Below are 23310 nucleotides of genomic sequence, written 5' to 3'. Positions count from 1 at the left end.
ATAATAATTAACATTATAAATGCCAGCAAGGATGTTCGCGTGACGACGGCTGACAGATGTTACCTGAGATTAAAAATAATATTGATACTCTAATTTCATACTCTGATGAAATCGACAATATTATTGCGCCTTTAAAAGAAACTTTTAATATCAATTTCTTTAATTATAGCAACTTGAGATGGCATTTTAGAGACATTAAAACCTATTGGCTTGGAAACCATAGAGACTGGTTAAACTACTATTACGAACATCAACTCTATCTTCGAGACGAAAACCTTCCCGATACCACGTCAAATGGCATTTACTTTATCGACGATTATCGCAAGCCTAACTCCCCTAGCTCTGATATGGCTTATATACAGAGAATATTGCAAGATAAATTTGATATCTGCCACGTTACCATCATCGCTCAACACCATTTAGGTTATTCTGAGTATTACATGTTCGGCGTACCCTCAGATGTTGATGACTTCAATAAAAATTTTTTACTACATAAGAAATATTTTAAACAATTTATTATTTACTTTAAGGACAAAGCATTCAAAATATTGAAAGACGCTAAACGATCTGCTTATTCTTTAACAGACTTAATCAATAAAACCCCCCTTTTTTATTTTAATTCCACTAAGAGTGAAACTAAGACTCAAATCGTGAATAATTTGTCAATACAGCGTTATTTTTTAGATGGAAAATATGAAAATATTTATCTAACCCCGCGTGAGACAGAGTGTTTGCTATTGTTATGCAACGATCTGTATTATGCCAAAATTGCAAAAAAGCTAAATATTTCCCCAGCTACCGTTAGAGAACATATCGACAATATCAAAAGAAAACTATACTGCAAGAGCAAAAAAGATTTAATCAAGACAGCCAAACAAGAAGGTATTTTAGAAATGATTAACGACTACTTGCCTGACAAAGAAACCAACAACGAGCGCATACGACAAAGAGAGAAAGCGTTTTTTTCTAAAACTAAACTTGACCCAACATGGGGTAATAAAAATTATAACAATCAACCGATGCGCGCCATGGAGAGCGAAGCGAAGGCGCGTATTCCGCGGTAGGCTCGGATTTTTTGCCGAGCGTAAGCGACTGCAAAAAATCTTTACGAGCCGTCAAGTCATTTGAGAGCCCGTGCGTAGTCGAGCCGTGAGGTCGCGGAGCGCGGGCGACGAGGACGTCCGCGGCTATTTAAGTTGTCGCGTATTGCGAGTCGATTATTGACAGGGATGGCAATAATCTATCACGAGCATCGCGACACGCTTGAAAATATATTTATTGATTCGATTTTAGCTTAAACCCGATGGCAGCGAGGCGCTTTTTAATACTCGGATGTGTCGAAAAGAAATCACTTAATGACTGCTTTACGTTAATACCCGCTTTGAGTGGATCATAAATATAAGCCTGTCGTCGAACCGATTCATGGGGCGTGCTTGCATATTCCCGAGCGTATGTTTCCTGATGCTGCTCATGATCACCTTGAATTTTTAACAATGCACGGGCTAACGGCTCATTATCACGCATTAACTCAACCGAACCTGCATCAGCCATATACTCTCGCGTTCGACTTAAATACAGCACTAAAAGAACCGTAATGACTGGTAACAAATAGCGTAACAGCAGTATAAAGATAAATAACTGATTACGTCCCCCACCATCTCGATCTCGCCCACCAAAAATCGCACTGAAAAATAATATATCGACAACAATCAACAAAAGGTTTGCCAATACGGAAGCCATTAACGTGAGTTTAATATCCATATGACGAATGTGGCTGATTTCATGCGCCATCACCGCCTCTAACTCGTCGCGATTTAGCTTTTGAATCAAACCTCTCGTGATGGCAACCATAGCCGATTTTTCATTGTAACCACTTGCAAAAGCATTCATATAATCTGCATCGATAATATAGACTTTCGGCATAAACTTGAGTCCCGCCGCTACCTTCATTTCTTCAACCACATTGTAAAGCTGTTTCTCTTCTAAAGTTTGTGCTGTTTCTGGAGTGATTTGACGATATTCTGATCCTAGCAACATTAGTTTATGGCTAAATTTAAACGTGACCCACAATGAAACAATAGCGATAATTAGTGTGATAATAGTCGCCCGCGGTACTAAGTTAAATGTCACCAAACTATAAAATAGTTGCGAAATTGTCGCCTGTGGAAAATGACCCGCATAGATGTACATATCGATCAACAATCCAATGATCAAATAAATTAAAATAAAAGTAGCAATAACAAAGTAAGTTCGACGATTATTGGTTCTTAAAGATTGTCGCCAATTTGCTGTCTCAGAATGATAATCTTTAAATGAATTTGACATGAAAATTATTACTATAGGTTAACTGTATAGTCTTCTTGTTTTTTTATGGCATCTGCTGACAACTGCCAATAAGGGAAATCAAAATTCAGCTTACTCGAGAAAAAGCTGACTATCATCGATGGGAAAAAAGATTTTTTCTTTGCATTATAACGCTCAATACTGTCGTTATAGGCTTGTTTTGCGTAAGCCAATTTATTTTCCGTGCTCACAATCGACTCCTGCAATTGCAGTGCATTTTGATTGGCTTTCAAATCTGGATACTGTTCGAAAACAACATTTAATCCCGACAAAATACCAGAAATTTTATTTTCGGCATCCATTCGAGTTTGCGCATCGCCCGATTGTTTCGCTACTTGTGCTTGATTACGCAAAGCAACCACTTCTTTCAGCGTTGATTTCTCGTAGTCCATGTATTTTTTCACGACGTTCACCAACGATTCAAAGACTTTATACCGTCGATCTAACTGAATGTCGATCTGCTTATTGTTATTGCGTACGGCTTCAATCATTGCAATCAAAGAGTTATAAACAGCAACGATATAGCCACCGAATACGAGCAAGATAATGATGATAATAATGAGTGCTGTCATAAGAATAGTATGATACATAAATTGAAAGATTGCGACTAATTTCTAATGCGCAGTAATCCAATATAAATACCTTGAATTTCAACTTGGTTTTCTGAATAAATCATAGGCTTATGAGTCGGGTTCGAAGGCAGCAAAGTAATTGTTTTATCAGCATTATGATAAAGACGTTTCAAGGTAGCTTGATCGCGGTCTACTAAGGCCACCACAATCTGGCCATCGCGCGCGGTATCGCTACGCTCACAAACAACAATGTCACCATCAAAAATACCCTCATCAATCATGGAGTCACCTTTGACTTTTAGGGCATATCGATTCGGGCCGAGGAAAACACTAGCGACATCAATTGTTTCATCCTGCTCGATAGCCTCAATCGGCTGCCCAGCCGCAATAGCGCCTACTAACGGCAATGAGTTTGATGGGATAGATGAACTCTCCATGAGCTGGATATTACGGTGACGCTTGGGCAGCAAGCGAATTAAGCCCGCAGAGTCCAGTGCCTTTAGATAGCGATGAACCACACCTCTAGATTTAATTCCAATCCCCTCTGCAATTTCAGCGGCTGTCGGAGCATGATCATTCTCATCGAAGAATTTCTGAATGAAGTCGTAGGTTTTACGTTGACTCAGTGTAAGCATAGCTCGTACTCTTTTTGTCCTCAATAAGAGAATAATAAAAGAATATACGAATTAAGTCAAATATCATTCAAAGTCAACCGATTAACTATAACCGGACTTCTTTGCGGCACTGGTTATAACACGACTCCTTCGAGTCTTTCGTTGTTTTATATCGACATTGTTCCTTTCTTATACAGTCGGTGTAATGCGACATTTTATTCGATGTTGCCTTTGAGGGCTTTGCATGCAATTCTTCGCAAACCTTTTGGTTACCATAATATTGGTTGTGGCAAAATGTATAAGAATCACCACGATCCAGGCAGCGCTTCAAAATGCCGTTGATCACGGGATAACAGTTTGCTTGATTTACAGGAACTTTTTTGGCGAATATTATCTTCGTGTTTCCTGGCATCGTGCCAAAGGCGCTTATGCCTATCAGTGACAACATCACGATAGCGATCACTGAAATTAGGTATTTCATGACCAATCTCCATCCTAGAGGTTGTATATATTTAGTATAGCCCAAAGGCCACCTCTAGAAATTGTTTTTCAACCTCCAAAAATACTTTATCGATTTCAATTGCTTGCCAATACGAGAAACTACTAACTCTTGCGTATAGCTGGCTCAGGTCGTCCATGCTCATCGACAGCAACGTAGGTAAACACGCCTTCTGTCACTTGACGTAAATTAGCCTCATCTGGATTAACGGCCCACGTTTCAATTTTTATCGTGATCGACGTGTTCCCAATTTTTACCAGATCTGCATAACAGCAAATAAAATCGCCCACTTGAACGGGCGATATGAAAACCATTGAATCAATCGCTATTGTGGTGATGGTATGTCGTGCATATTTACCAGCAACGCTTAAACCCGCCAAATCCATATTGGAAACGATCCAGCCCCCAAAAATGTCACCGTTTGGATTTGTATTTGAAGGCATAGCAAACGTACGAATGGCAAGCGAACCACTGGGTTTTTTTGCATCGGGTCTGGCTGTTTTAGAGCACATAGCGTTTTACTCCTTGGGCTCAGACTCGCGCTTATTTTCCAAATGATGTCCGTATTCTCGGCGAATCCAATAGTCGAGAGATAGTTTGCCTGGACCATGCGTCATTAACAGTGCCAATAGTAATCCCCAATTAATATGTTGTGATAACCCACTCCAACCCATGGGTGTCCATAAGTAATGATAGGAAGCTGCAGCCACGATGTTATATAAAAAGAAAATGAGAATCGTGATCCGTCCCCCTAAACCTAAGACGAGCAAAACAGGTAAAACTAATTCTAAAACGGTTCCTATAATAGCGGCTGTAGTTGGCGGCAAAAGTGGCACACTATATTCATATGTGAACAAATTAACTGTGGACTGCCATGCTTGAATTTTAACCAGGCCAGCTTGGAAAAACATCCACGATATCCATAATCGCGCTAATAAGTCTGCGAGAGGTGTTAAAAAATCGAGCAGCTTAAGAAAAGGTTTAAGAATGATTGCCAGTATACGAATCATAAGAGGCCCTTATTGTTGCAGTTCAAGTGATAACATTTTAACATGAAACTCTAAAAAATTTACAACTCAATAAGGAGCTCATTAGATGAGAAGCAACAAAATCGTTAATGCTGTTATGGCAGCCATCGTTGGTACCGGCCTCACAGTTTCTGCCACTTCTACTTTGGCAGCCTCTAACAATAATAAAAAAAATGTTGAAAAATGTTACGGCATTGTGAAAGCGGGAAAAAATGATTGTGGCACACCACAACACGCTTGTGCAGGACAGTCTAAAACAAATGCTTCGGGTGGGGAATGGATCTATGTATTAAAAGGCAATTGCGAACGCATCGTTGGTGGCAGTTTGAAACCTAAAGAATAAATTTTTAAGCCCGGGTAGCGAGATCGTTTCTGCGTGCAATTCGATGCAGCGAAGCGCAAGCCTGTTTGAGCATGGAAGCGATCTCCGACCCCAGGGCAACTTCTTTTACAAATGAATCGGCGGATCCACATCATCGTAAATTCTAACCGCCGTCAGCAACTCATCTTTATATTCATAAACAGCAATACCCGCTTGCGCAGGCAATGTATCACGACCCCACTGAATGACATTATATTCGATTGCACAATGCTCACCGTCATCGGTGACACTGCAATAGTCGAGCACAACGCCTCCACCATTTGAAAATAACGCTTGATAGAACTGTTTAATTTGCTCAGAACCACGATGAATATAGTGGCCACCCGCGGGCTCTCTAACAATGGCGTCTTTAGCAAATTGAGCCAAAATAGTGTCTAAATCACCTTGCCTTAAAGCTTGTTGATAGCATTGTATAACTAAAGGAAACGCTAAATCATCCATTTTTTTTAAGATCGGTTTTCGAATTTGATGTTTCTGTTGCAATGACCACAAACTATAATAAACACGAACTCGATACAGCTTTTCTTCAATTAAATCAGCCACAACTGCAATGGGCAATTCATACGTTTTATCGAACTGTTTCAAATTTAAAATATACTCTTCTACGATACGATCGTCAGTCATCGTCGTTGCAACGTGTTCCATCTGCATAACGCTTGCACTCATCCACTCCGATCGCTGTGATACAAAATGCATGAATGCTACTTCACCTAAAATTTTACCTCGCTCTGGAATATCAAGCCTCGGTTTGTCAAAAAACAAAGCTCGAGCCTTTTCAGCATCACCGGAAATCATATAATTAATATATCGCGTCAGGATATCTTTTATCATTCTTTTAACATCCGGAGGAACTCTTGTTCATCAATAATGTTGACACCAAGCTCCTTAGCTTTTTTGAATTTACTGCCTGGACTATCGCCTAAAATGACAAAATCAGTATTTTTTGAAACACTCCCGCTTGCTCGAGCTCCCAATGCTTCCAGTTTTTCTTTAGCCTCATCACGCGTCATGGTAGTTAAGGCCCCCGTTAACACAAACGTTTTACCCTCTAACGGTAATGTTTTTGCAACTTTTTCCTTGGGCCAATGGAGGCCCAAACGCTGCAACTTATCAATTAATTCTACATTATGTTTTTGGTGAAAAAATCCAACTATGTGCGCTGCAACAATGGGACCAATATCCGGGATATTTTGTAACTCTTCAGCACTCGCTTTCATCAGCGGTTTTAATTCTTTAAAATGTCGAGCTAATACGCGCGCAGTCGTTTCTCCAACCTCACGAATACCCAGTGCATAAAGAAATCGTGCCAACGTCGTTTTCTTACTATTTTCGATTGCATCCAATAAATTTTGCGCAGACTTTTCACCCAAGCGGGGCAATGCGGCCAATTGTTCTTTGTTTAACTGAAAAAGATCGGTGATATCTTTCACTAAATTTTCAGTAAGAAATAATTCTACTAATTTATCGCCAAGACCATCGATATCCATCGCACGCCGAGAGGCAAAGTGTTTTATCGTCTCACGTAACTGTGCGTGACAATAAAGCCCACCCATGCAACGCGTTACAGCTTCACCCTCTGCTTTTATCACTTCTGCATGACAAACCGGACACCGCTTTGGCATTTTTACTTTCTTTGCATTCGCGGGGCGCTCTGCAAGTACCGGTTCAACTACTTCTGGAATAACATCACCCGCGCGACGAATGATAACAGTATCACCGATGCGCACATCTTTGCGATAGAGTTCATCAAAATTATGTAGTGTCGCGTTACTTACTGTCACACCCCCTACAAATACAGGCTCTAATCGCGCCACAGGTGTAACTACACCTGTTCTTCCAACTTGAAATTCAACGTCTCTCATCTTTGTCATTTTTTCTTGTGCGGGAAATTTATGCGCGATTGCCCAACGTGGGGCTCGAGATACAAACCCTAGTTTATGTTGCAATTCAAGTGAATCCACCTTATAAACCACACCATCAATTCCATAAGGCAATTTTTCTCGCTTTTTTTCCATTTGTTTGTAGTATTTCAAACAACCTTCGATTCCGGTTACAACTTCACCATCTGGGGCAATGGGTATACCCCACGATTTAAACTTTTTTAATATTTCACTATGTAAAAAAGGTAATTTCCCTTTTTCCATAACGCCTGCAAAATACGCATAAAATGCTAACGGTCGTTTAGCGGTAACCTGGGGATCGAGCTGCCGCAAACTTCCTGATGTTGCATTACGGGGATTCACAAAGATTTTCTCACCTTTTTTTTCAGCTTCTTTATTGAGAAGTTCAAAGCCTGCGTTAGGCATGTAAACCTCACCACGCACTTCCAGTAGTTTCGGAAAATCATGACCGCGTAATTGCAGCGGAATAGCAGAAATGGTTCTTACATTTTGTGTAACGTCTTCACCTGTTGTCCCATCACCTCGCGTTGCAGCTTTTGTCAAAACACCATTTTCATACATCAAACTAATCGCAACGCCATCTAATTTGGGTTCACACGTATATTTAACGGGTTTATCTGTTTTGAGTCGTTGTCGCACACGATCATCAAACGCTATTAATTCGTCTTCAGTGAACACATTATCTAACGACAGCATGGGAACTTTGTGATGCACTTGCGCAAAAGATTTTAACGGTTCGGCGCCTACCCGCTGGGTTGGGGATGTCGCTATAATGAGTTCGGGATATTGGTCTTCTAAGTTTTTTAATTTTTGAAAGAGTTGATCGTAAATAGAATCGGGAATGGATGGAGACGCTAATACATAGTAGCGATAATTATGATCATTGATTTCCGCACGGAGCTTTTCAGCTTGTTTACGGATACGATCAGGGACTGCCATTTTCAAAACCTAGTCGGGTTGTAATTCTGCAAAAAAATCCGGCGTACGCTGATTTTTTTCAAATTGTCGGATTTTGGTTCGCATGTGTGTGATTTTATCCATATTTAATACTTGCCGATTTTCATCCCATATTTCACCACCTAAATCTTCAACTAACTGTTTCGCCGTCTCTAACATCGAATCAAACGCAATCATTGGATCTGGACTAGCTTTTAACGGCATGAATAACGTTAGGCCGGGGCAAGAAAAACTCCCCATTTTAGGTAATTCAAAGGTGCCGGGTTTATTGACCGATGCCAAACTAAACAAAATAGAACCACGCCCAGTTTTAGTCTCGTGGCGATGAAAAATATTCATCTCTCCGTAGCGTAATCCATTCGCCAATAATGATTGTAATAATTCATAGCCGTTGTAAGTATAATCAAGCGGCGCCATCACATGTAAGACCAAATACTCAGTAGGTTTTGCGTTTGTTTTTGCCGCTGGTATAGCAGGCTCTTTCACTTCAAGCTGTGTTTTTGAAGCTTCACTTAATCCCAATGCATCATTAACATCGTGATTCAGATTGTGTTCGTGACTCAGGTGAGGTTGGCGTTGATGCCGCCTTGGAGTGGCTTGTTGATCTTGTCGGCGAATTCGAACAATGATAAATCCACCCAATAAAAGCAGCAGTAGTAAAAAAATAATAGTGATCAACATGGTTAGTTTTCCCTAAGCAGCCTCGACCATATCGATAGCCTCCTCCATGTCAACGGACACGATACGCGATACGCCGGGTTCCTGCATCGTGACTCCCATCAAATGGTCGGCCATTTCAATGGTGACTTTATTATGGCTAATAATTAAAAACTGTGTATCTTTCGACATTTCTTTGACGAGCTGGCAAAAGCGTCCGACGTTCATATCATCGAGCGGCGCATCCACCTCATCCAAAATACAAAATGGTGCAGGGTTTAACTGAAACATCGCGAATACTAAAGAAATTGCCGTTAATGCTTTTTCACCACCCGACAGCACGTGGATGGAAACATTTCGCTTTCCTGGCGGTTGTGCTTTAACGAGAATTCCGGTTGATAACATATCCTCATCCGTTAATTCAAGATAGGCTCGACCGCCACCAAATATCCGCGGAAATATCTCTTGAAACTGTTGATTGATTCGATCAAATGTTTCACGAAATTTCGTGCGGGTTTCGCGATCAATTTTTCGAATGGCATTTTGAAGAATCGTTAACGCTTCAACCAAATCAGCCTGCTGCTTATCTAAATATTCTTTGCGCTCACTCGTCGTTTCGTATTCTTCTATGGCCGCTAAGTTAATAGCGCCCAGACGTTGGATACGCTGAATGACTTTATCTAACTGCTCTTGCCAAGCGTTTATTTCAGCTTCCTCGGGCATTTCAGCGATAACCGCTTCTAACTCAAAGTCCGACTCACTCAATTGTTCTTGAATCGTTGTTTGACGAACAGTGATAGTCTGACGCTGCATACGTAGTTCTTCCAGCTTAGATTGGAAGTGGTTTAATTCGTTTCGTAGGTTTTCGCGCTGCTCTTCCAATTCTCTTAAAGCCTGATTGAAACCTTCCGCTCTTGCCTCTGCTTCACGTAACTCTGTTTCAATATTTAATCGTTTGTCCAGTTGTGCTTGCAACTCTACATTCATCGATTCGAGCGGAGTATCATTGTCTGCTAAATAACTCGTGAGTGTTTCGCGACGTTCGGTGAGCTGATCCAATTGACGCTCATCACGCTGAACGGTTTGTTGTAATAGAGCGAGTTGATTTTGATTCGCACTGATTCGTATCTCAAGCTCATCGGCTTGTTGTTGTTTCCGCTGTGCATGTGAGCGTTTTTCATCTAATCTTGCACGTAGTTCATCACGTTTTACAAGACGTTGCTCACGCTCTGCGGTTTGTTCTTGTTGACGAGTGATCAACGTTTGCAATTGAGCTTGTATTGCTGTTTGCTCTTGCTCAATCGTCGCCATCTGTTGCTCACATTCCTTCATGGCATGTTGCAATCGTTGTTGCCGCTGCTGCACATCATCTAATCGTGTTTGTTTTGCCGTTAGTTTAGTTTGCACATCCGTTGATTCGGTGCTGAGCTCTTGATAAACACGATGTTGATTGTCCCGATCCGATTCGAGTTGATTTAAGTGTTGCTCACTTTGATGCAATTCACTTTCCAAAGCGGACAGTTGTTCTTGTTTTGTTGCTATTTCTTGCTTTAATTGTTGTAGCTGCTGCTCACGTATTAATACACCGCTTTGTGGATCACTTAGTTTGCAAATACGCATCCAACTCGCCCCCAGCCAAACTCCATCGCGCGTAATTACCGATTCACGGTCACTCAATTGGGAGCGCAGTTGTTTTGCTTGAGTTAAATCATCTGCAATGTAAATACCTGCAAGCCATTGATGAAAGGGCCAATCACTATTCACTTGGTCTGTTAGTTTGGGCGCTTTATCGAAATGATCTGATGTTGATGTTTTTGGTTTTTCTAATAGTGTCACACGACCTTGTGACAATTCAGCCATTTGTTCGACATAGGCATTTAAGTCATCCACACAGACCGCATCAAAGTAACCGCTCAATACCGTTTCTACCGCTAATTCCCAACCTTCATTCACTTGAAGTTTCTGCCCAAATCTGGGTAGCTCATTCAAGTGATAATGCGTTAGCCACTCTTTTGCCTGCTCATCATCACGACCCAGAGCAGATTGTTGCAGTGCATCAAGCGACGCATAACGTGCTTCTAGTGTTTGTAATTCACGGCGCATTTCTTGTGTAGCATGATTATGTTTTTGAACCGCTTCGCGCTCTGCTGAGATTTGTTCTGCATAACGCTGTAAGTTGGATTTTGCCTGTTCAAGCTGGTCTTGTAGTTGTTCGGTGTGTTCCTTTAACGGTGTAATTTCTGTGCGCAGCGCATCCAACTGCAATTGATCTAAATTACTTTGTGTTTGGTGACGTCGATTTTCTTGCTCGGCCAATTGTCGTTTAGAGTGCTCAAGCTTGGTGCTCGCAACTTGGATTTGACTAGAAGATTGCGCACTTTCATGCTGAAATTCATCCCAGGTTTCCTGCCATTGATTCATATCCATTTCAGCTTCAGCCAATATATGCTGCGCTTGTTCTGCTAGGGATTTGATATCCGACGTTTGTGGGTTTAAACGCTGTAAATCAGCTTGTATTTCTTCAATTTGTTGTCGGCATTCGTGCGTATTCTCACTCAGTTCTTCCCATAAATTTGTCGATTCTTCTAATTCTTTTTCCCATTGTTTTGTTTGTTCTTGTGTATCTTTAATCCGCTGCTCCAAACGCGCGATGTCGGCACCCAATCCATAATATCTTTTCTGCACTTCATTTTGTTTTTCGACAGCTTCTGCTTGATCAACTCGCACACCTTCAATTTTTGTTTCTACCGAACGTTGCTTTGCTCGCAGCTCTTCCTGCTGTACATTTTGTTCATTGATTAGTTGATCTTGTTGGGTGAGCTTGTGATTAAGCGCTTGCCATTGAAGTGCTTTTATTTGTGCGGCTAATAGCCGCTCTTCCTCTTTATAAACTTTATAACGTTCTGCTGCATTGGCTTGACGTTTTAAGTGACGAAGTTGCTTATCGAGCTCCTCACGAATGTCATTAATGCGATCTAAGTTTTCTTGAGTATGGCGAATTCGATTTTCAGTTTCACGGCGCCGCTCTTTATATTTAGAAATACCGGCGGCCTCCTCAATGAATATGCGAAGGTCTTCAGGCTTTGCTTCAATAAAGTTTGAGATCATGCCCTGTTCGATGATGGCATAGGTTCGAGCGCCTAATCCCGTTCCTAAAAAGATATCGATAACATCACGACGGCGAACCTGCACGCCATTGATGTAGTAGCTAGATTGTCCATCCCGCTCCACTTCGCGACGAATTGCAATTTCGGAGTATTTAGCATATTCGCCAGCAATGCGCCCATCGCTATTATCAAAATGCAGCTCGATAGATGCTTTACCCACCGGCTTACGGGCATTTGTCCCATTGAAGATGACGTCGCTCATAGTTTGGCCGCGCAGATGTTTGGCAGATAGTTCACCAATAACCCACCGAACCGCATCCACGACATTTGATTTACCACAACCATTCGGCCCAACAATGGCATTCATATTGCTACGAATCGGGATAGTAGTAGGATCGACGAATGATTTGAATCCAGATAGCTTAATGTTCTTTAGATACATGAGTTTACGCTGTTTTCCCTAATAAAACAGTCATTAGTGTACCTAAAATAAAGAGTTTTGGGAATGGAAGGAGTCTCAATTGCTGCCAGTTAAAGCCTTATCTCTTGTGTAGAGATTGCGTCTCGAACACAAAAATAAAGGTGTTACCCCATCCCTATGAAAAGCATGCCCCTTAAAGCAATTGACTATTCTATTTTGATTAAAGTGGTTACCGAATTCGCAAGAAAACAATTCTTGTGCGCCGCTTCATGCAATTGAGCAAGAGCTTCTTCATCGGGATGACTTTCACCGCTGAAAGTCACTTTGGGACGCAAAGTGACTTCAGTTAATGCGATTTTACCTTCGGCATTTTTTGCTAAAACGCCTGTGGCTTTGTCTTCATAATGATCAATCACAAAACGCTTTTGGCTTGCAATAGCGAGAAATGTTAACATGTGACAGCTTGATAAGGCAGCGACAAAGCCTTGTTCAGGGTCAATGAGCTCAGGGTCCCCTTGATAGTCGGGCGCAGCAGATGCTTTTACCGTAACACCGTGACCAAAATCCCATTCATGTGAGCGATTGTAATTTTTGTAAGAAAAATCTTCGCTCTCACGCGACCATGTGACAGTAACTCTGTGCTCTGACATTTGTCATCCCCTTTCTTCTACAAGCTCATCCTCAATTAGATTTATATTATTATTCATCTTAGTTTTCTCTGCAAATGATTCATGGCGGTGAATCAATTTTCGCAACACAGGGACTAAGCCGAACATACCGATCGCTATAATCACAGTCGTCACGCCAATTTGTAGAAACAAATGATTGTATATCGGCAATGATGCGATAGGATCTTTAGAAATATTTGTAGGAACGTTGGCAAAGCTTGCCACTTTACCCGCAATCACACTCGCGATAGATGTACATAAAAACCACAAGCCCATCGTGAATCCCATGAAACGCTGTGGCACATAACGCGCTGCTAGTGCCAAGCCCAGAGCACTTACTAACAATTCACCCGTACTTTGCAACCCATAGGAAAGCACCATCCACATCCCCGAAAGGACTCCCGCATGGCTAAATAAACTACCGAACGGCAATGATAAAAATGCTAACCCAGCTAACAAGGTGCCTAATGAAAACTTCGAGGGTAACGAAAGATCTTTTTTGTTACGTGACAATGACTGGTAAATAAGCGCTAAAATCGGGCTCATTATCATAATCCAGAATGGATTTAACATTTGAAACTGCGCCGGCTGAATGGGAATACCCAAAATTGAATGATGCACATTTCTCAGTGCAAACAGGGTTAAAGACGTTGGCATTTGAAAATAGAGCACGAAGAAAATAACGGCTTGTAAAAATAAGACAATGAATAAAATCATGCCTGGCCGTTCGTGTGGATGTGCCTTATACATCAAGCCAAAATAATAAAGGAACAAAACGACCGTGCCAATGCTCAACAACCAGGATACAACCTGATAAAAAGTTAAAAGATAGTACGAACCTACGATCAATGCAGCAGCAACTAAAAGCACATACACAAAGTAATCTTTTCGCATGGGCGCTAAATCTGGTTTTGAACCTACATGCTTAACATTATGTTTCATAAATAAGAAATTAATAACCGCCAAGATCAAACCTACGAAACAAACGGAAAATGCAATATGCCAGCCGAAATATTGATTTAGTATTGGTGTTAAGTTCATCGAGATAAACGCACCAATATTAACTGCCATGTAGTAAAGGGTGAAACCGCTATCTATATTATGCTCAGTACCTTCATAGACTTTTGACAATAAACTAGCGGGGTTTGCTTTAAAAAGACCGTTACCCACTGCAATGACTCCTAGTGGCAAGGCCAAAAAAGCGGGGGATGTATTTGGGATTGATAATAATAAGTAGCCAATCGCTAATGTGACGGCGCCTAACAGTATGGTGCGCTTCGTTCCTAAAACCTTATCACCGATATATCCACCAACGCAGGGAAACAAAAATACAAGAGCACTAAAAGCAGCAAATAAGAAATCAGCATGTGTGTCCGTGAAGTTGAATCTTTGCACCATGTATAAGACCAATAGGGCTTGTACACCGTAATAACCAAATCGTTCCCAAATTTCTATTAAGAAAATTAAATAAAAGGGTTTTGGCTGGCCAGTGAGTGCCTTTACGCTCATAGTCACCTCTGCGAGTTGTTATCCGACTAGATGTTCGCTATCTCCGTATGGCAAGACACCTCCAAAACTTTTTTCTATCCTAGAAAAACATATTGAATGTTCTGATCGATATTACTTGTTTCTGATGTTCAATATAATCCGTATTTTACCGATATTTGCGTACTAGTACGCAATGAATAAGCTAGCCAGTATAGCACACACTTTTTTTAAAAGAAGTAAAAGAGACAGACCACACTGAGCAGACGGCCCGGAAATCGAGATTTCCGGGCTCAGCCCAGCAATTAGAGTTAGATGATTCGACCTAGCCGAATTTCTTTTTTGACTAAATTCAATGACTTCACCCAGGGATGTAATGCCTGTACAGAAGTTGGCAACTCCTGCTTAGCATCTTTAGCCTGAGCTAAGGTGGCGAAATTTCCGTAGAGCAACATGTACCAGGTGCTACCATGATATTTCGCACGATAATACTGCACCTTACCCTCCAGACGATGCCGTTGAACAAAAGATTGAACCGACTTTAAGTCAGCGCTTGCCATTAATTGCAGAGTATAATTTCCTTGTGATCGCAGCAACGATTGCTCACTCATTGTTTTTCCACGATCTCGTTGACTTAATGGAGGTGCAGCCCCGTTTGGCGTAGACTCTTTTTCCGTTGTCGGATTTGTTACCGGCGGACTTGTTTTTTCACCTGGTTTTTTTTGCAAATCTTTAACCACTGGTTGTGATCTCGATTTTTTATTATAAGCCGGTAAATATTCCTTCAAGGACTTTGTAGGTGTACGTGTATTCGCTTCATTGATATCGACACGTTTGTAGTGAGGAACGTGACTCGATGTTGGGCCACCAGAACCACCATATTCAGCCGATCCACCTGGACCTCTCGTTCCACCCACTCCGGGATATTCACGATAATTCAAAATATGTGTCGCTTTAATTGCTAACGGTTGACCTTGCGCCGCGGCTCGTCGGATCCAAAGTTTTGCAGCTCTTGTATCACGCACGGTACCAATGCCATAAAAATACATGTAACCCAAAGCATATTGAGCATCAGGATCACCGCGTGAAGCAGCACCTTCGATTTTGCTCAACGAACAATTATACTTTCGCAGAAACGCGTTATTTGAACACGCTGATGTGCCTTTAAATGACTGTGAATCGGATGAAGATGCACCTTCTTTAGAGCAACCCACCACGAATAATACAACAGCCAAAAAAGCAAACAAAAATTTTAAAGGTTTTATAGCGGTCATAGCAACTATCCTTATGCAATATGCAAATAAAAGGCATGAATGCCGTCCAACGATGACTACAATATTGTGCGGAATAAATAAAAATCTTGCAAGTAAAAAAAGCCCGCCGTTTTGCGGCGGGCTTTAGCGCTCGGGAAATAGTGATGTCGATATAGTTTCGGACTTATTAATACGACATATAATAGGGATATTGCAGCGACTGGCTATTTACATATCGGTTACTCACCGAACTTCCAGTAAAAATAGTCAATAGACTCGTGCACAATAAGCCCGCAAACACTATAACCACGATACTAGCAAGTGCTTTTCTCATGACTAGATCCTCCGTGATCCACTTGTTTTACTTTTTACTCCTTACCTTTCAGTGTCTAGAACCTCGAGCGGTTTAACATCCTGTAAAACCACCTTCTATTTATCTGAGACTTTTTAAGGCGAGTCTTTACTTTATCACGGCGGGGTAAGATCTCAAGGTAGGCAAAATTCAAAAAACTAATTTTAGACTAAATTGACCATAGAAAAATGTTATCTACGCTCAATATATCAGTGAGTTAGCGAGCTGGCCCCCAAGATGGTCCAAAGCACTGGGAATCACAATCACAGAGATATCTCGAATTTCTTTGAGAAATATCCCACACTCAATTGAGATTACGGCCAGCCCACGCTCTCAAGGTAGTCTAGGTCTCTTTCACCCTACACTAGTAAAAATCCCTATTGAAAAAACAATCTCGTTAAATCATTGATAGTGGCTTGAACCATCAAAAATATCAGAAAAATCATGCCAATACTAAGGCCCACCATCTGATAACGCTCTGGAACGGGGCGTCTGAAAATGCCTTCTATAACCTGGAACAATAAATGGCCGCCATCTAAACCCGGAATGGGTAACAAATTGATAAATCCGATCGTCAAGCTGATAAACCCAACAAATCCAAGGTAGACTTGTAAACCCGCTTGAGTCGCCTTCCCAGCCGCTTGAAACACCGTGATGGGCCCCCCCAGCGTATGAATCGAAATCTTGCCGGTGATCATTTTCATCACCACCATGAAGTTAAAGGTAGTCAGCCGCCAAGTCTGCTCGACCGCAGGCAACCAAGCGCTAAAAACTGAGTAATGATCTCGCTGCACCATATGCGCTGGCCAACGAGGAGGATAGGACTGGATGCCTAGAAAACCATACTCCCGACCCTTCACTTTCGACGACCCCACCTTCACCTGGAAGTTTTGTGACTTGTTATTTCGCATGACAGCGACCGTGATGGTCTCATTAGGATGTTTGCGAACCATGTTCACCACACTTGCCCAATCGCTCACACGATGGCCATTGATCGCGACAATCCGGTCACCGGGACGCAACCCCGCCTTAGCAGCAGGAGACTCACGAACCGTTTTTGCAATGACAGGCATTATTTTTGGCTGGTAGGGGAGCATACCAAGACTTTGAAAGAAATCCGGATTACGCCGATCTACATTCCAGCTCGCCAGATTCAACGTTTTCTTCTCAAGCTTATCACTGCCGGCAGGCTTAATCGTTAACGTTAAATGACCTTTATCCCCGATGTGCGTGATTATCGCCATCATGGCCCCTTGCCAATTCCGCGTACGCGCACCATTGATCCGGATCAGCTCATCGCCCGACTTTACTCCTGCTTGCGCTGCAATTGAGCCAGGCACAACCTGCCCAATCACGGGTTTGGTGTGAACGACCCCCATCAAAAACACACACCAATAAGCCACGATGGCGATGATAAAATTAACTAAGGGGCCAGCAGCCACCACCGCCATGCGAGAGAGCAGCGGCTTTTTATTAAAGGCACGATGAGCGTCTTCCGGTGTGGTGACCTCTTCACCCTCACCCAGCATTTTGACGTAACCACCCAATGGCAGGATCGCGAGAGCATATTCCGTTCCATCTTTGCCTTTTCTTTTCCAAATAGCCTTGCCAAACCCAATAGAAAAACGTAATACTTTGATGCCACACGCTTTGGCCACAACAAAATGGCCCAGCTCGTGTAGGATGATAATACTGAAGATGGCCAGTATCGCACCAAGAATGGCAATTAATAGGTTCATATGGACAGTCTATTCTGCACGGCAAGTAACAAGCTGTCCAGTACCAGAAACGATTCGGTAACAATTTGAGAAAACGCTGATTCTAAATAACTAATATCTCTTAATACGATGGCCCATAAACGACGCAAAAAATGCCCAACAGAACATTTCACCGCTACCGTGACGACACTGAGTCACGATGGCCGCGGCATCGCTCACATTGACGGGAAAACAACGTTTTTGTTCGGGGGATTGCCTGAAGAAGCAGTGGAATTTCAGTACCAAAAAATCCATAGCCGCTATGACGAGGGAAAAGTGGTCAACGTGACTAACGCCTCACCTGATCGAACCGCCCCACGTTGCAAACACTATGGCATTTGCGGGGGCTGCAGTTTGCAACACATCAAACCCGAAGCCCAAATTCAACATAAATTAAAAGCGTTTTTAGAATTAATGCAACACGCAGGCTGTCGGCCAACAGAATTATTACCGCCCATCACAGGAAATCCCTGGGGTTATCGGCGCAAAGCACGACTCAGCATTAAATTCCTCCACAAAAAAGATAAAGTCCTCGTGGGATTTCGCGAGCGAAACGGTCGTTTTGTCGCAAATTTAGAGCGTTGTGACATATTAGATCCCAGCATCGGTGAAAAAATTTCTGCGTTTAGCGACGTTCTGTATCAATTGAAAATTCGAGAACAGATTCCTCAAATCGAAATTGCCGTGGGTGATGAGAAAACAGCCATTATTATAAGACACCTAGTGAATATCGAATCGGATGATCTCAACCTGCTACGCGAATTTGTAACAACGCATAATTTACAGCTTTATTTACAGCCTGCAGGACCCGATAGCATTCATTTAGATTGGCCCACACAAACAAATTCTTTATTGAATTGCACATTACCCGCCTACAACCTTTCACTACAATTTCACCCAAATCAATTCATTCAAGTGAACCAAAATATCAATGATAAAATGATCGCTCAAGCACTAGAATTACTGACATTAACACCCACTGATCGCGTGCTGGATTTATATTGCGGCATAGGCAATTTTTCATTGCCAATCGCAAAATATTGCCAAAAAGTGATCGGCGTGGAAGGCAGCTCCCAATCGGTTCAACAAGCAACGAATAATGCACGCCTAAACCATATCGATAATGCCGAATTTTTCTGCACGGACTTATCACAACCAACCTATAATAAAAATTGGGCCGCTCACGTTTTTGATAAAATCGTGTTGGATCCACCGAGAACTGGCGCCAAAGAAGTGATAGACTCTATCCCTGCCTGGAAGGCTAAACGAATTGTTTATATATCCTGTAATCCCGCCACACTGGCGCGCGATGCAAAACTATTACAAGAAAAAGGCTATAATTTAGAAAAAGCCGGCGTGATGGACATGTTTCCACATACACAGCACGTCGAAGCCATCGCCCTTTTCATCAAAAAGTGAACACTGGCATGACAGCAATTCAAATGACAGAATGGTTAGAACACATTCGTGATAAAAAATATAATCACGAATTACTTAAAAAACCCTGTGAACTCACGCTCGAAATCAATCGCGCCCATGATTCAGCTTTTTCCAATGCGTTATTGGAAAAAGGTTTATCCATGGCTTCTCATTTGGAAAATTTGAAATGTGATAGTGAAACATTAGCTGCTGCCATCATTTACCCCAGTTTTTTCCATACGAGCGACACGAAAGATCTTATTGCAAAAGAGCTCAGCGAAAATGTTGCCAAATTATTAGTGGGAACATCACGCATGGAGGCGATCGATTCCCTGCAAAATCAAACAGACAATTTACGTAAAATGCTGTTAGCAATGGTCGATGATATTCGTGTCGTTTTGGTTAAACTCGCTGAGCGTTTAGTCACTTTGCTGCATCTGCGCACTCAGCCCAAAGACGAGCAACTTCGCATTGCAACACAAGTGATGGCGTTATATGCACCTTTAGCCAATCGGCTTGGCATTGGCCAATTTAAATGGCAGATGGAAGATTTAGCTTTTCGTTATCTAGAGCCTGAAAATTATGCCGACATTTCCAAGGCTCTAAAAATGCGGCGTAAGGACCGTGAAGAGTACATCCGAAATGTTATCAACACATTAAATAATTTATTGAAAGATGCACACATAGAAAACGGAAAAATTACAGGACGCGCAAAACACATTTACAGCATTTATCGAAAAATTAAACGAAAGCATGTCGATTTTAGTGAAATTTATGATGCGAGTGCGGTTAGAATATTAGTGTCTAACATCCAAGATTGTTATTCCGTACTCGGCATTGTCCATAGCACTTGGCCACATATCCCGCAAGAATTTGACGATTACATCGCCAAACCAAAACCTAATGGCTACCGTTCGATTCATACCGCTGTCATTGGACCAGAAAAAAGAAATGTTGAAATACAAATTCGCACATTCAAGATGGATGACGAAGCAGAACTCGGTGTCGCTGCACACTGGAAATATAAAGAAAGCGCAAAGAAAAAATCGAGTTATGAAGAGAAAATAAATTGGCTGCGCGAAGTGATGGATTGGCAAAAAGAAATGAGCACGGAAGGACCCGCACAAAGCGAGATTTACAAAAGTATTTTCAAAGATCGCGTTTATGTATTCACACCCAACAGCGATGTGTTAGATCTGGAAGCCGGCGCCACACCATTAGATTTCGCTTATCACGTACATACGGAAGTCGGACATCGTTGTCGGGGTGCAAAGGTGAATGATGCCATGGTGCCACTTACTCACACATTGGAAACGGGTGATCGCGTTGAAATACTCACCACCAAAGAGGGTCATCCCAGCCGCGATTGGTTGAATCTCGATTTAGGTTATTTAAAAACAGGAGCAGCACTTGCTAAAGCTCGTCATTGGTTTCGACAACAAGATCACGACAAAAATCTCGAAATAGGCCAAGAACTCTGGGAAAAAACATATCGCCGCACGGGCATTCCTAAAAATGCACTCAAAGATATTTACCAAGACTTTAATTTTAAGTCGATCGAAGATTTTTTGGCGGCCATCGGCGCCGGTGACATCGGCGTAACGACGGTTTTAAATCGCATTCGCAGTAAAAACGCTCCCTCTGAAGCAATCGAAACAGAATTACCGTTACAACAACCTGCTAAAGTCTCTCAAGAAAAATCGGGCTCCTTTATTAGCATCGAAGGAGTCGGGAATTTACTCACACAATTAGCGCGCTGCTGCCAACCCATACCGGGCGACCCTATCATCGGCTATATTACAAAAGGACGCGGCATTTCCATACACCACCAAGATTGTCGTAATATTAAAGTCGCACAAAAGTTTCGTTCTGAGCGTATTATCGAAGTAAATTGGGGATCGGATTTACCGCAAAAATATCCGGTTGCCTTAATAATCGAAGCGGACGATCGCCCCGGATTACTTCGAGACATCAGCAATATTATTACCACAGAAAAAATTACTATATTAAGCCTGAGTACGCGCGTGAATAAAATTAAAAACCGCGCTTATATTAATCTCACCATTGAAGTTAATCAATTAGACTTATTAAATAAATTGATACGCGACTTAAAACAAATATCAGAGGTGATTACAGTACAGCGCAGATAAAGATTACACCTCATCATACCGAAAACAGCTAACGACATGATCATTCACCATACCCGTTGCTTGCATGTGCGCATAACAGATAGTCGGGCCAACAAATTTAAACCCTCGCCTTTTTAACTCCTTTGACATGGCTTGTGATTCTTTCGTTTCAGCGGGAATTTGTTTCAAGGTTTTCCAGGCATTTTTAATCGGTTTTCCATTTGTAAACTGCCAAAGATAGTCACTAAAACTTCGATCACTCTCGACTATATCCAAATAAGCCTTCGCATTGGCAATCACCGCTAAAATTTTAAGTCGATTTCGAATAATGCCCGAATCTTGCATTAATTTCTCGATTTTTTTCTCAGTGAAACGGACTATTTTTTCAGGATTAAAATCGGAAAATGCTTTTCTGAAGTTTTCACGCTTTTTTAAAATCGTCAGCCAACTTAAACCCGCCTGCATACCTTCCAAAATCAAAAATTCAAACAACGTTTGATCATTACGCACAGGCACGCCCCACTCTTTATCGTGGTAGTTAGTATAAAGAGAGTCCTCACCACACCACTGACAACGCTGTTTTTCTTTCATGATCATTCCTGTTGTTCTGTGACATCATTGCCTGTCTCAAACAATGGAGTTTTCTCAACAGGTTTACGGGTTAACTCGACAATATAAATATAAAACATGAGCCCAAGCAGCCACAATATAAATTGAATGCCCTCAGTCACAGCAAAATAATTTAAAATCAAACCAATAGCACCCAGTGATAAGGATAAGATGCATAACAGCGCTGTTGATAAAGAGGCATTTAAACCAGCAACGTGGAGCACATGATGAAAATGATCGCGGCTTGCAACGAAAACTGATTTTTTCTGTCTGATACGGTGTCCCATCACATTAATTAAGTCAAAAAGTGGGAAGGACATAATCCAAAGCACAGTAACTGGTTTGATTAGGCTCGTATTTTGTTGGGACAAATCTATCGCAAACCACGCCAATAAAAACGCAATGAATGTGCTTCCCGCATCACCCATAAATATACTCGCCCGCTTACGCCACGGCAAACGCATGTTGAAGCTAAGAAAAACAGACAGTGTCACGATAAGTATCGTCAATAATTGTTGATCAAGATAACGATGTAGTTTCACACTGATTAGTAGTAATAGTAATGCCTGGCCCAATGCCACACCGCCTGCGAGACCATCCTGACCATCTACCATATTCATGGCATTAATATTTGCAATCACTACAAACGCAGTAATGGGGATAGCCCACAAGCCAGGTTTAATCGCACCCAGAAAAAATAAATTCCCCCAGTTCTGCAACAGCACATCACCCCAAATGACCAACAACAACGCTGCCAATAACTGACCACACAGTCGTAATTTAGAGCTTAAATCGCGAAAATCGTCCATCACCCCCATCAATACCAAGATGGCACTTCCTGCTAGCATGCCCCGATAAGGAAACAAAGATTCGTGTAACGACAATAACGCAAAACAAAAGCCAAAAAACATGGCTATGCCGCCCGTTAACGGAATTTCATTTTCATGCAATTTCCGCTCGCTGGGACGGTCAACAAGACCAAGCCGAATGGCTAAAGGTCGCAGCAACCAAATACAAAAGAGCGATGCGAGTAGGGCAATAACACTACTTTTAAGAATATCCACAATGATACCCATCTTTTCTAGGATCGCCCATGATAGCAACCCTAGGGCTAACAGTTCAAGAAAGCGGTCATCCCTGACCTTACCAGCAAGCCC

Annotated in this window: 20 protein-coding genes; 4 read left to right on the top strand and 16 right to left on the bottom strand. The window is 41.8% G+C overall.

The window, feature by feature from the left end; translation table 11 throughout:
- Positions 1–56 precede the first annotated feature (56 nt).
- Positions 57–1064 (top strand): response regulator transcription factor, encoded by a 1008-nt coding sequence (locus ACJMKR_RS04280; RefSeq protein WP_423063922.1) that lies wholly within the window; start codon positions 57–59, stop codon positions 1062–1064.
- A gap of 211 nt (positions 1065–1275) precedes the next feature.
- On the opposite strand, the gene htpX is transcribed toward ACJMKR_RS04280, so the two are convergent.
- The 5 genes from htpX to ACJMKR_RS04255 all read right to left on the bottom strand — a co-directional run bounded on the left by htpX (position 1276) and on the right by ACJMKR_RS04255 (position 5038).
- Positions 1276–2325, bottom strand: coding sequence for a zinc metalloprotease HtpX (htpX, locus tag ACJMKR_RS04275; RefSeq protein ID WP_423063921.1), 1050 nt, complete (start codon positions 2323–2325; stop codon positions 1276–1278).
- 11 nt (positions 2326–2336) lie between these two features.
- Entirely contained in the window at positions 2337–2933 is a 597-nt protein-coding gene (locus ACJMKR_RS04270; RefSeq protein ID WP_423063920.1) for a LemA family protein, read from the bottom strand.
- A 17-nt stretch (positions 2934–2950) separates the two neighbouring features.
- Complete coding sequence (gene lexA / locus ACJMKR_RS04265; protein WP_423063919.1) at positions 2951–3550, bottom strand: transcriptional repressor LexA; 600 nt, start codon at positions 3548–3550, stop codon at positions 2951–2953.
- A 582-nt stretch (positions 3551–4132) separates the two neighbouring features.
- Positions 4133–4540: an acyl-CoA thioesterase gene (locus ACJMKR_RS04260; RefSeq protein ID WP_423063918.1), complete on the bottom strand. Its 408-nt coding sequence runs from the start codon at positions 4538–4540 to the stop codon at positions 4133–4135.
- 6 nt (positions 4541–4546) lie between these two features.
- Positions 4547–5038, bottom strand: coding sequence for a DoxX family protein (locus ACJMKR_RS04255; RefSeq protein ID WP_423063917.1), 492 nt, complete (start codon positions 5036–5038; stop codon positions 4547–4549).
- Positions 5039–5123: 85 nt separating this feature from the next.
- Between ACJMKR_RS04255 and ACJMKR_RS04250 the strand changes: the two genes are divergently transcribed.
- A complete protein-coding gene (locus tag ACJMKR_RS04250) occupies positions 5124–5399 on the top strand; it encodes a DUF2282 domain-containing protein (protein ID WP_423063916.1) in 276 nt (91 codons plus the stop codon).
- Positions 5400–5504: 105 nt separating this feature from the next.
- Here ACJMKR_RS04250 and ACJMKR_RS04245 read toward each other — a convergent pair whose 3' ends face one another.
- The 9 genes from ACJMKR_RS04245 to rseP all read right to left on the bottom strand — a co-directional run bounded on the left by ACJMKR_RS04245 (position 5505) and on the right by rseP (position 17978).
- The gene (locus ACJMKR_RS04245; RefSeq protein WP_423063915.1) at positions 5505–6269 is read right to left on the bottom strand and encodes a nuclear transport factor 2 family protein; all 765 of its coding nucleotides are present in this window, start codon (positions 6267–6269) and stop codon (positions 5505–5507) included.
- Complete coding sequence (gene ligA, locus ACJMKR_RS04240) at positions 6266–8278, bottom strand: NAD-dependent DNA ligase LigA (RefSeq protein WP_423063914.1); 2013 nt, start codon at positions 8276–8278, stop codon at positions 6266–6268. The genes ACJMKR_RS04245 and ligA overlap by 4 nt, the downstream gene beginning before the upstream one ends.
- A gap of 9 nt (positions 8279–8287) precedes the next feature.
- Positions 8288–8977: a cell division protein ZipA gene (gene zipA, locus ACJMKR_RS04235; protein ID WP_423063913.1), complete on the bottom strand. Its 690-nt coding sequence runs from the start codon at positions 8975–8977 to the stop codon at positions 8288–8290.
- A 12-nt stretch (positions 8978–8989) separates the two neighbouring features.
- Positions 8990–12502, bottom strand: a complete 3513-nt coding sequence (smc, locus tag ACJMKR_RS04230; protein ID WP_423063912.1) for a chromosome segregation protein SMC — start codon at positions 12500–12502, stop codon at positions 8990–8992.
- Positions 12503–12687: 185 nt separating this feature from the next.
- Positions 12688–13131: an OsmC family protein gene (locus ACJMKR_RS04225; RefSeq protein ID WP_423063911.1), complete on the bottom strand. Its 444-nt coding sequence runs from the start codon at positions 13129–13131 to the stop codon at positions 12688–12690.
- Positions 13132–13134: 3 nt separating this feature from the next.
- Positions 13135–14658 carry an oligopeptide:H+ symporter gene (locus ACJMKR_RS04220; RefSeq protein WP_423063910.1) on the bottom strand — a complete coding sequence of 508 codons (1524 nt, stop codon included), beginning with the start codon at positions 14656–14658 and terminating at the stop codon, positions 13135–13137.
- A 287-nt stretch (positions 14659–14945) separates the two neighbouring features.
- The gene (locus ACJMKR_RS04215) at positions 14946–15908 is read right to left on the bottom strand and encodes an SPOR domain-containing protein (protein WP_423063909.1); all 963 of its coding nucleotides are present in this window, start codon (positions 15906–15908) and stop codon (positions 14946–14948) included.
- 166 nt (positions 15909–16074) lie between these two features.
- Positions 16075–16221, bottom strand: a complete 147-nt coding sequence (locus ACJMKR_RS04210; protein ID WP_423063908.1) for a hypothetical protein — start codon at positions 16219–16221, stop codon at positions 16075–16077.
- Positions 16222–16616: 395 nt separating this feature from the next.
- Positions 16617–17978, bottom strand: a complete 1362-nt coding sequence (gene rseP / locus ACJMKR_RS04205; RefSeq protein ID WP_423063907.1) for an RIP metalloprotease RseP — start codon at positions 17976–17978, stop codon at positions 16617–16619.
- A 108-nt stretch (positions 17979–18086) separates the two neighbouring features.
- Between rseP and rlmD the strand changes: the two genes are divergently transcribed.
- On the top strand, positions 18087–19415 hold the full coding sequence (gene rlmD, locus ACJMKR_RS04200) for a 23S rRNA (uracil(1939)-C(5))-methyltransferase RlmD (RefSeq protein WP_423063906.1): 1329 nt from the start codon (positions 18087–18089) through the stop codon (positions 19413–19415).
- 8 nt (positions 19416–19423) lie between these two features.
- Entirely contained in the window at positions 19424–21565 is a 2142-nt protein-coding gene (relA, locus tag ACJMKR_RS04195; RefSeq protein WP_423063905.1) for a GTP diphosphokinase, read from the top strand.
- A gap of 3 nt (positions 21566–21568) precedes the next feature.
- On the opposite strand, the gene ACJMKR_RS04190 is transcribed toward relA, so the two are convergent.
- Together ACJMKR_RS04190 and ACJMKR_RS04185 are read right to left on the bottom strand one after the other, a co-directional pair.
- Positions 21569–22135: a DNA-3-methyladenine glycosylase I gene (locus ACJMKR_RS04190; protein ID WP_423063904.1), complete on the bottom strand. Its 567-nt coding sequence runs from the start codon at positions 22133–22135 to the stop codon at positions 21569–21571.
- Positions 22136–22137: 2 nt separating this feature from the next.
- Positions 22138–23229: an MraY family glycosyltransferase gene (locus tag ACJMKR_RS04185; RefSeq protein WP_423063903.1), complete on the bottom strand. Its 1092-nt coding sequence runs from the start codon at positions 23227–23229 to the stop codon at positions 22138–22140.
- Positions 23230–23310 lie beyond the last annotated feature (81 nt).

This window comes from Candidiatus Paracoxiella cheracis, from assembly GCF_049348705.1.
GTDB classification, from domain to species: domain Bacteria; phylum Pseudomonadota; class Gammaproteobacteria; order Coxiellales; family Coxiellaceae; genus Paracoxiella; species Paracoxiella cheracis.
This window is presented reverse-complemented; position numbering and strand designations above follow the sequence as displayed.

Bases quoted from the DNA above. Each gene is read 5' to 3' on its own strand.
- ACJMKR_RS04280 (WP_423063922.1), top strand. From the start codon at position 57: ATGTTACCTGAGATTAAAAATAATATTGATACTCTAATTTCATACTCT.
- htpX (WP_423063921.1), bottom strand. From the start codon at position 2,325: ATGTCAAATTCATTTAAAGATTATCATTCTGAGACAGCAAATTGGCGA.
- ACJMKR_RS04270 (WP_423063920.1), bottom strand. From the start codon at position 2,933: ATGTATCATACTATTCTTATGACAGCACTCATTATTATCATCATTATC.
- lexA (WP_423063919.1), bottom strand. From the start codon at position 3,550: ATGCTTACACTGAGTCAACGTAAAACCTACGACTTCATTCAGAAATTC.
- ACJMKR_RS04260 (WP_423063918.1), bottom strand. From the start codon at position 4,540: ATGTGCTCTAAAACAGCCAGACCCGATGCAAAAAAACCCAGTGGTTCG.
- ACJMKR_RS04255 (WP_423063917.1), bottom strand. From the start codon at position 5,038: ATGATTCGTATACTGGCAATCATTCTTAAACCTTTTCTTAAGCTGCTC.
- ACJMKR_RS04250 (WP_423063916.1), top strand. From the start codon at position 5,124: ATGAGAAGCAACAAAATCGTTAATGCTGTTATGGCAGCCATCGTTGGT.
- ACJMKR_RS04245 (WP_423063915.1), bottom strand. From the start codon at position 6,269: ATGATAAAAGATATCCTGACGCGATATATTAATTATATGATTTCCGGT.
- ligA (WP_423063914.1), bottom strand. From the start codon at position 8,278: ATGGCAGTCCCTGATCGTATCCGTAAACAAGCTGAAAAGCTCCGTGCG.
- zipA (WP_423063913.1), bottom strand. From the start codon at position 8,977: ATGTTGATCACTATTATTTTTTTACTACTGCTGCTTTTATTGGGTGGA.
- smc (WP_423063912.1), bottom strand. From the start codon at position 12,502: ATGTATCTAAAGAACATTAAGCTATCTGGATTCAAATCATTCGTCGAT.
- ACJMKR_RS04225 (WP_423063911.1), bottom strand. From the start codon at position 13,131: ATGTCAGAGCACAGAGTTACTGTCACATGGTCGCGTGAGAGCGAAGAT.
- ACJMKR_RS04220 (WP_423063910.1), bottom strand. From the start codon at position 14,658: ATGAGCGTAAAGGCACTCACTGGCCAGCCAAAACCCTTTTATTTAATT.
- ACJMKR_RS04215 (WP_423063909.1), bottom strand. From the start codon at position 15,908: ATGACCGCTATAAAACCTTTAAAATTTTTGTTTGCTTTTTTGGCTGTT.
- ACJMKR_RS04210 (WP_423063908.1), bottom strand. From the start codon at position 16,221: ATGAGAAAAGCACTTGCTAGTATCGTGGTTATAGTGTTTGCGGGCTTA.
- rseP (WP_423063907.1), bottom strand. From the start codon at position 17,978: ATGAACCTATTAATTGCCATTCTTGGTGCGATACTGGCCATCTTCAGT.
- rlmD (WP_423063906.1), top strand. From the start codon at position 18,087: ATGGCCCATAAACGACGCAAAAAATGCCCAACAGAACATTTCACCGCT.
- relA (WP_423063905.1), top strand. From the start codon at position 19,424: ATGACAGCAATTCAAATGACAGAATGGTTAGAACACATTCGTGATAAA.
- ACJMKR_RS04190 (WP_423063904.1), bottom strand. From the start codon at position 22,135: ATGAAAGAAAAACAGCGTTGTCAGTGGTGTGGTGAGGACTCTCTTTAT.
- ACJMKR_RS04185 (WP_423063903.1), bottom strand. From the start codon at position 23,229: ATGGGTATCATTGTGGATATTCTTAAAAGTAGTGTTATTGCCCTACTC.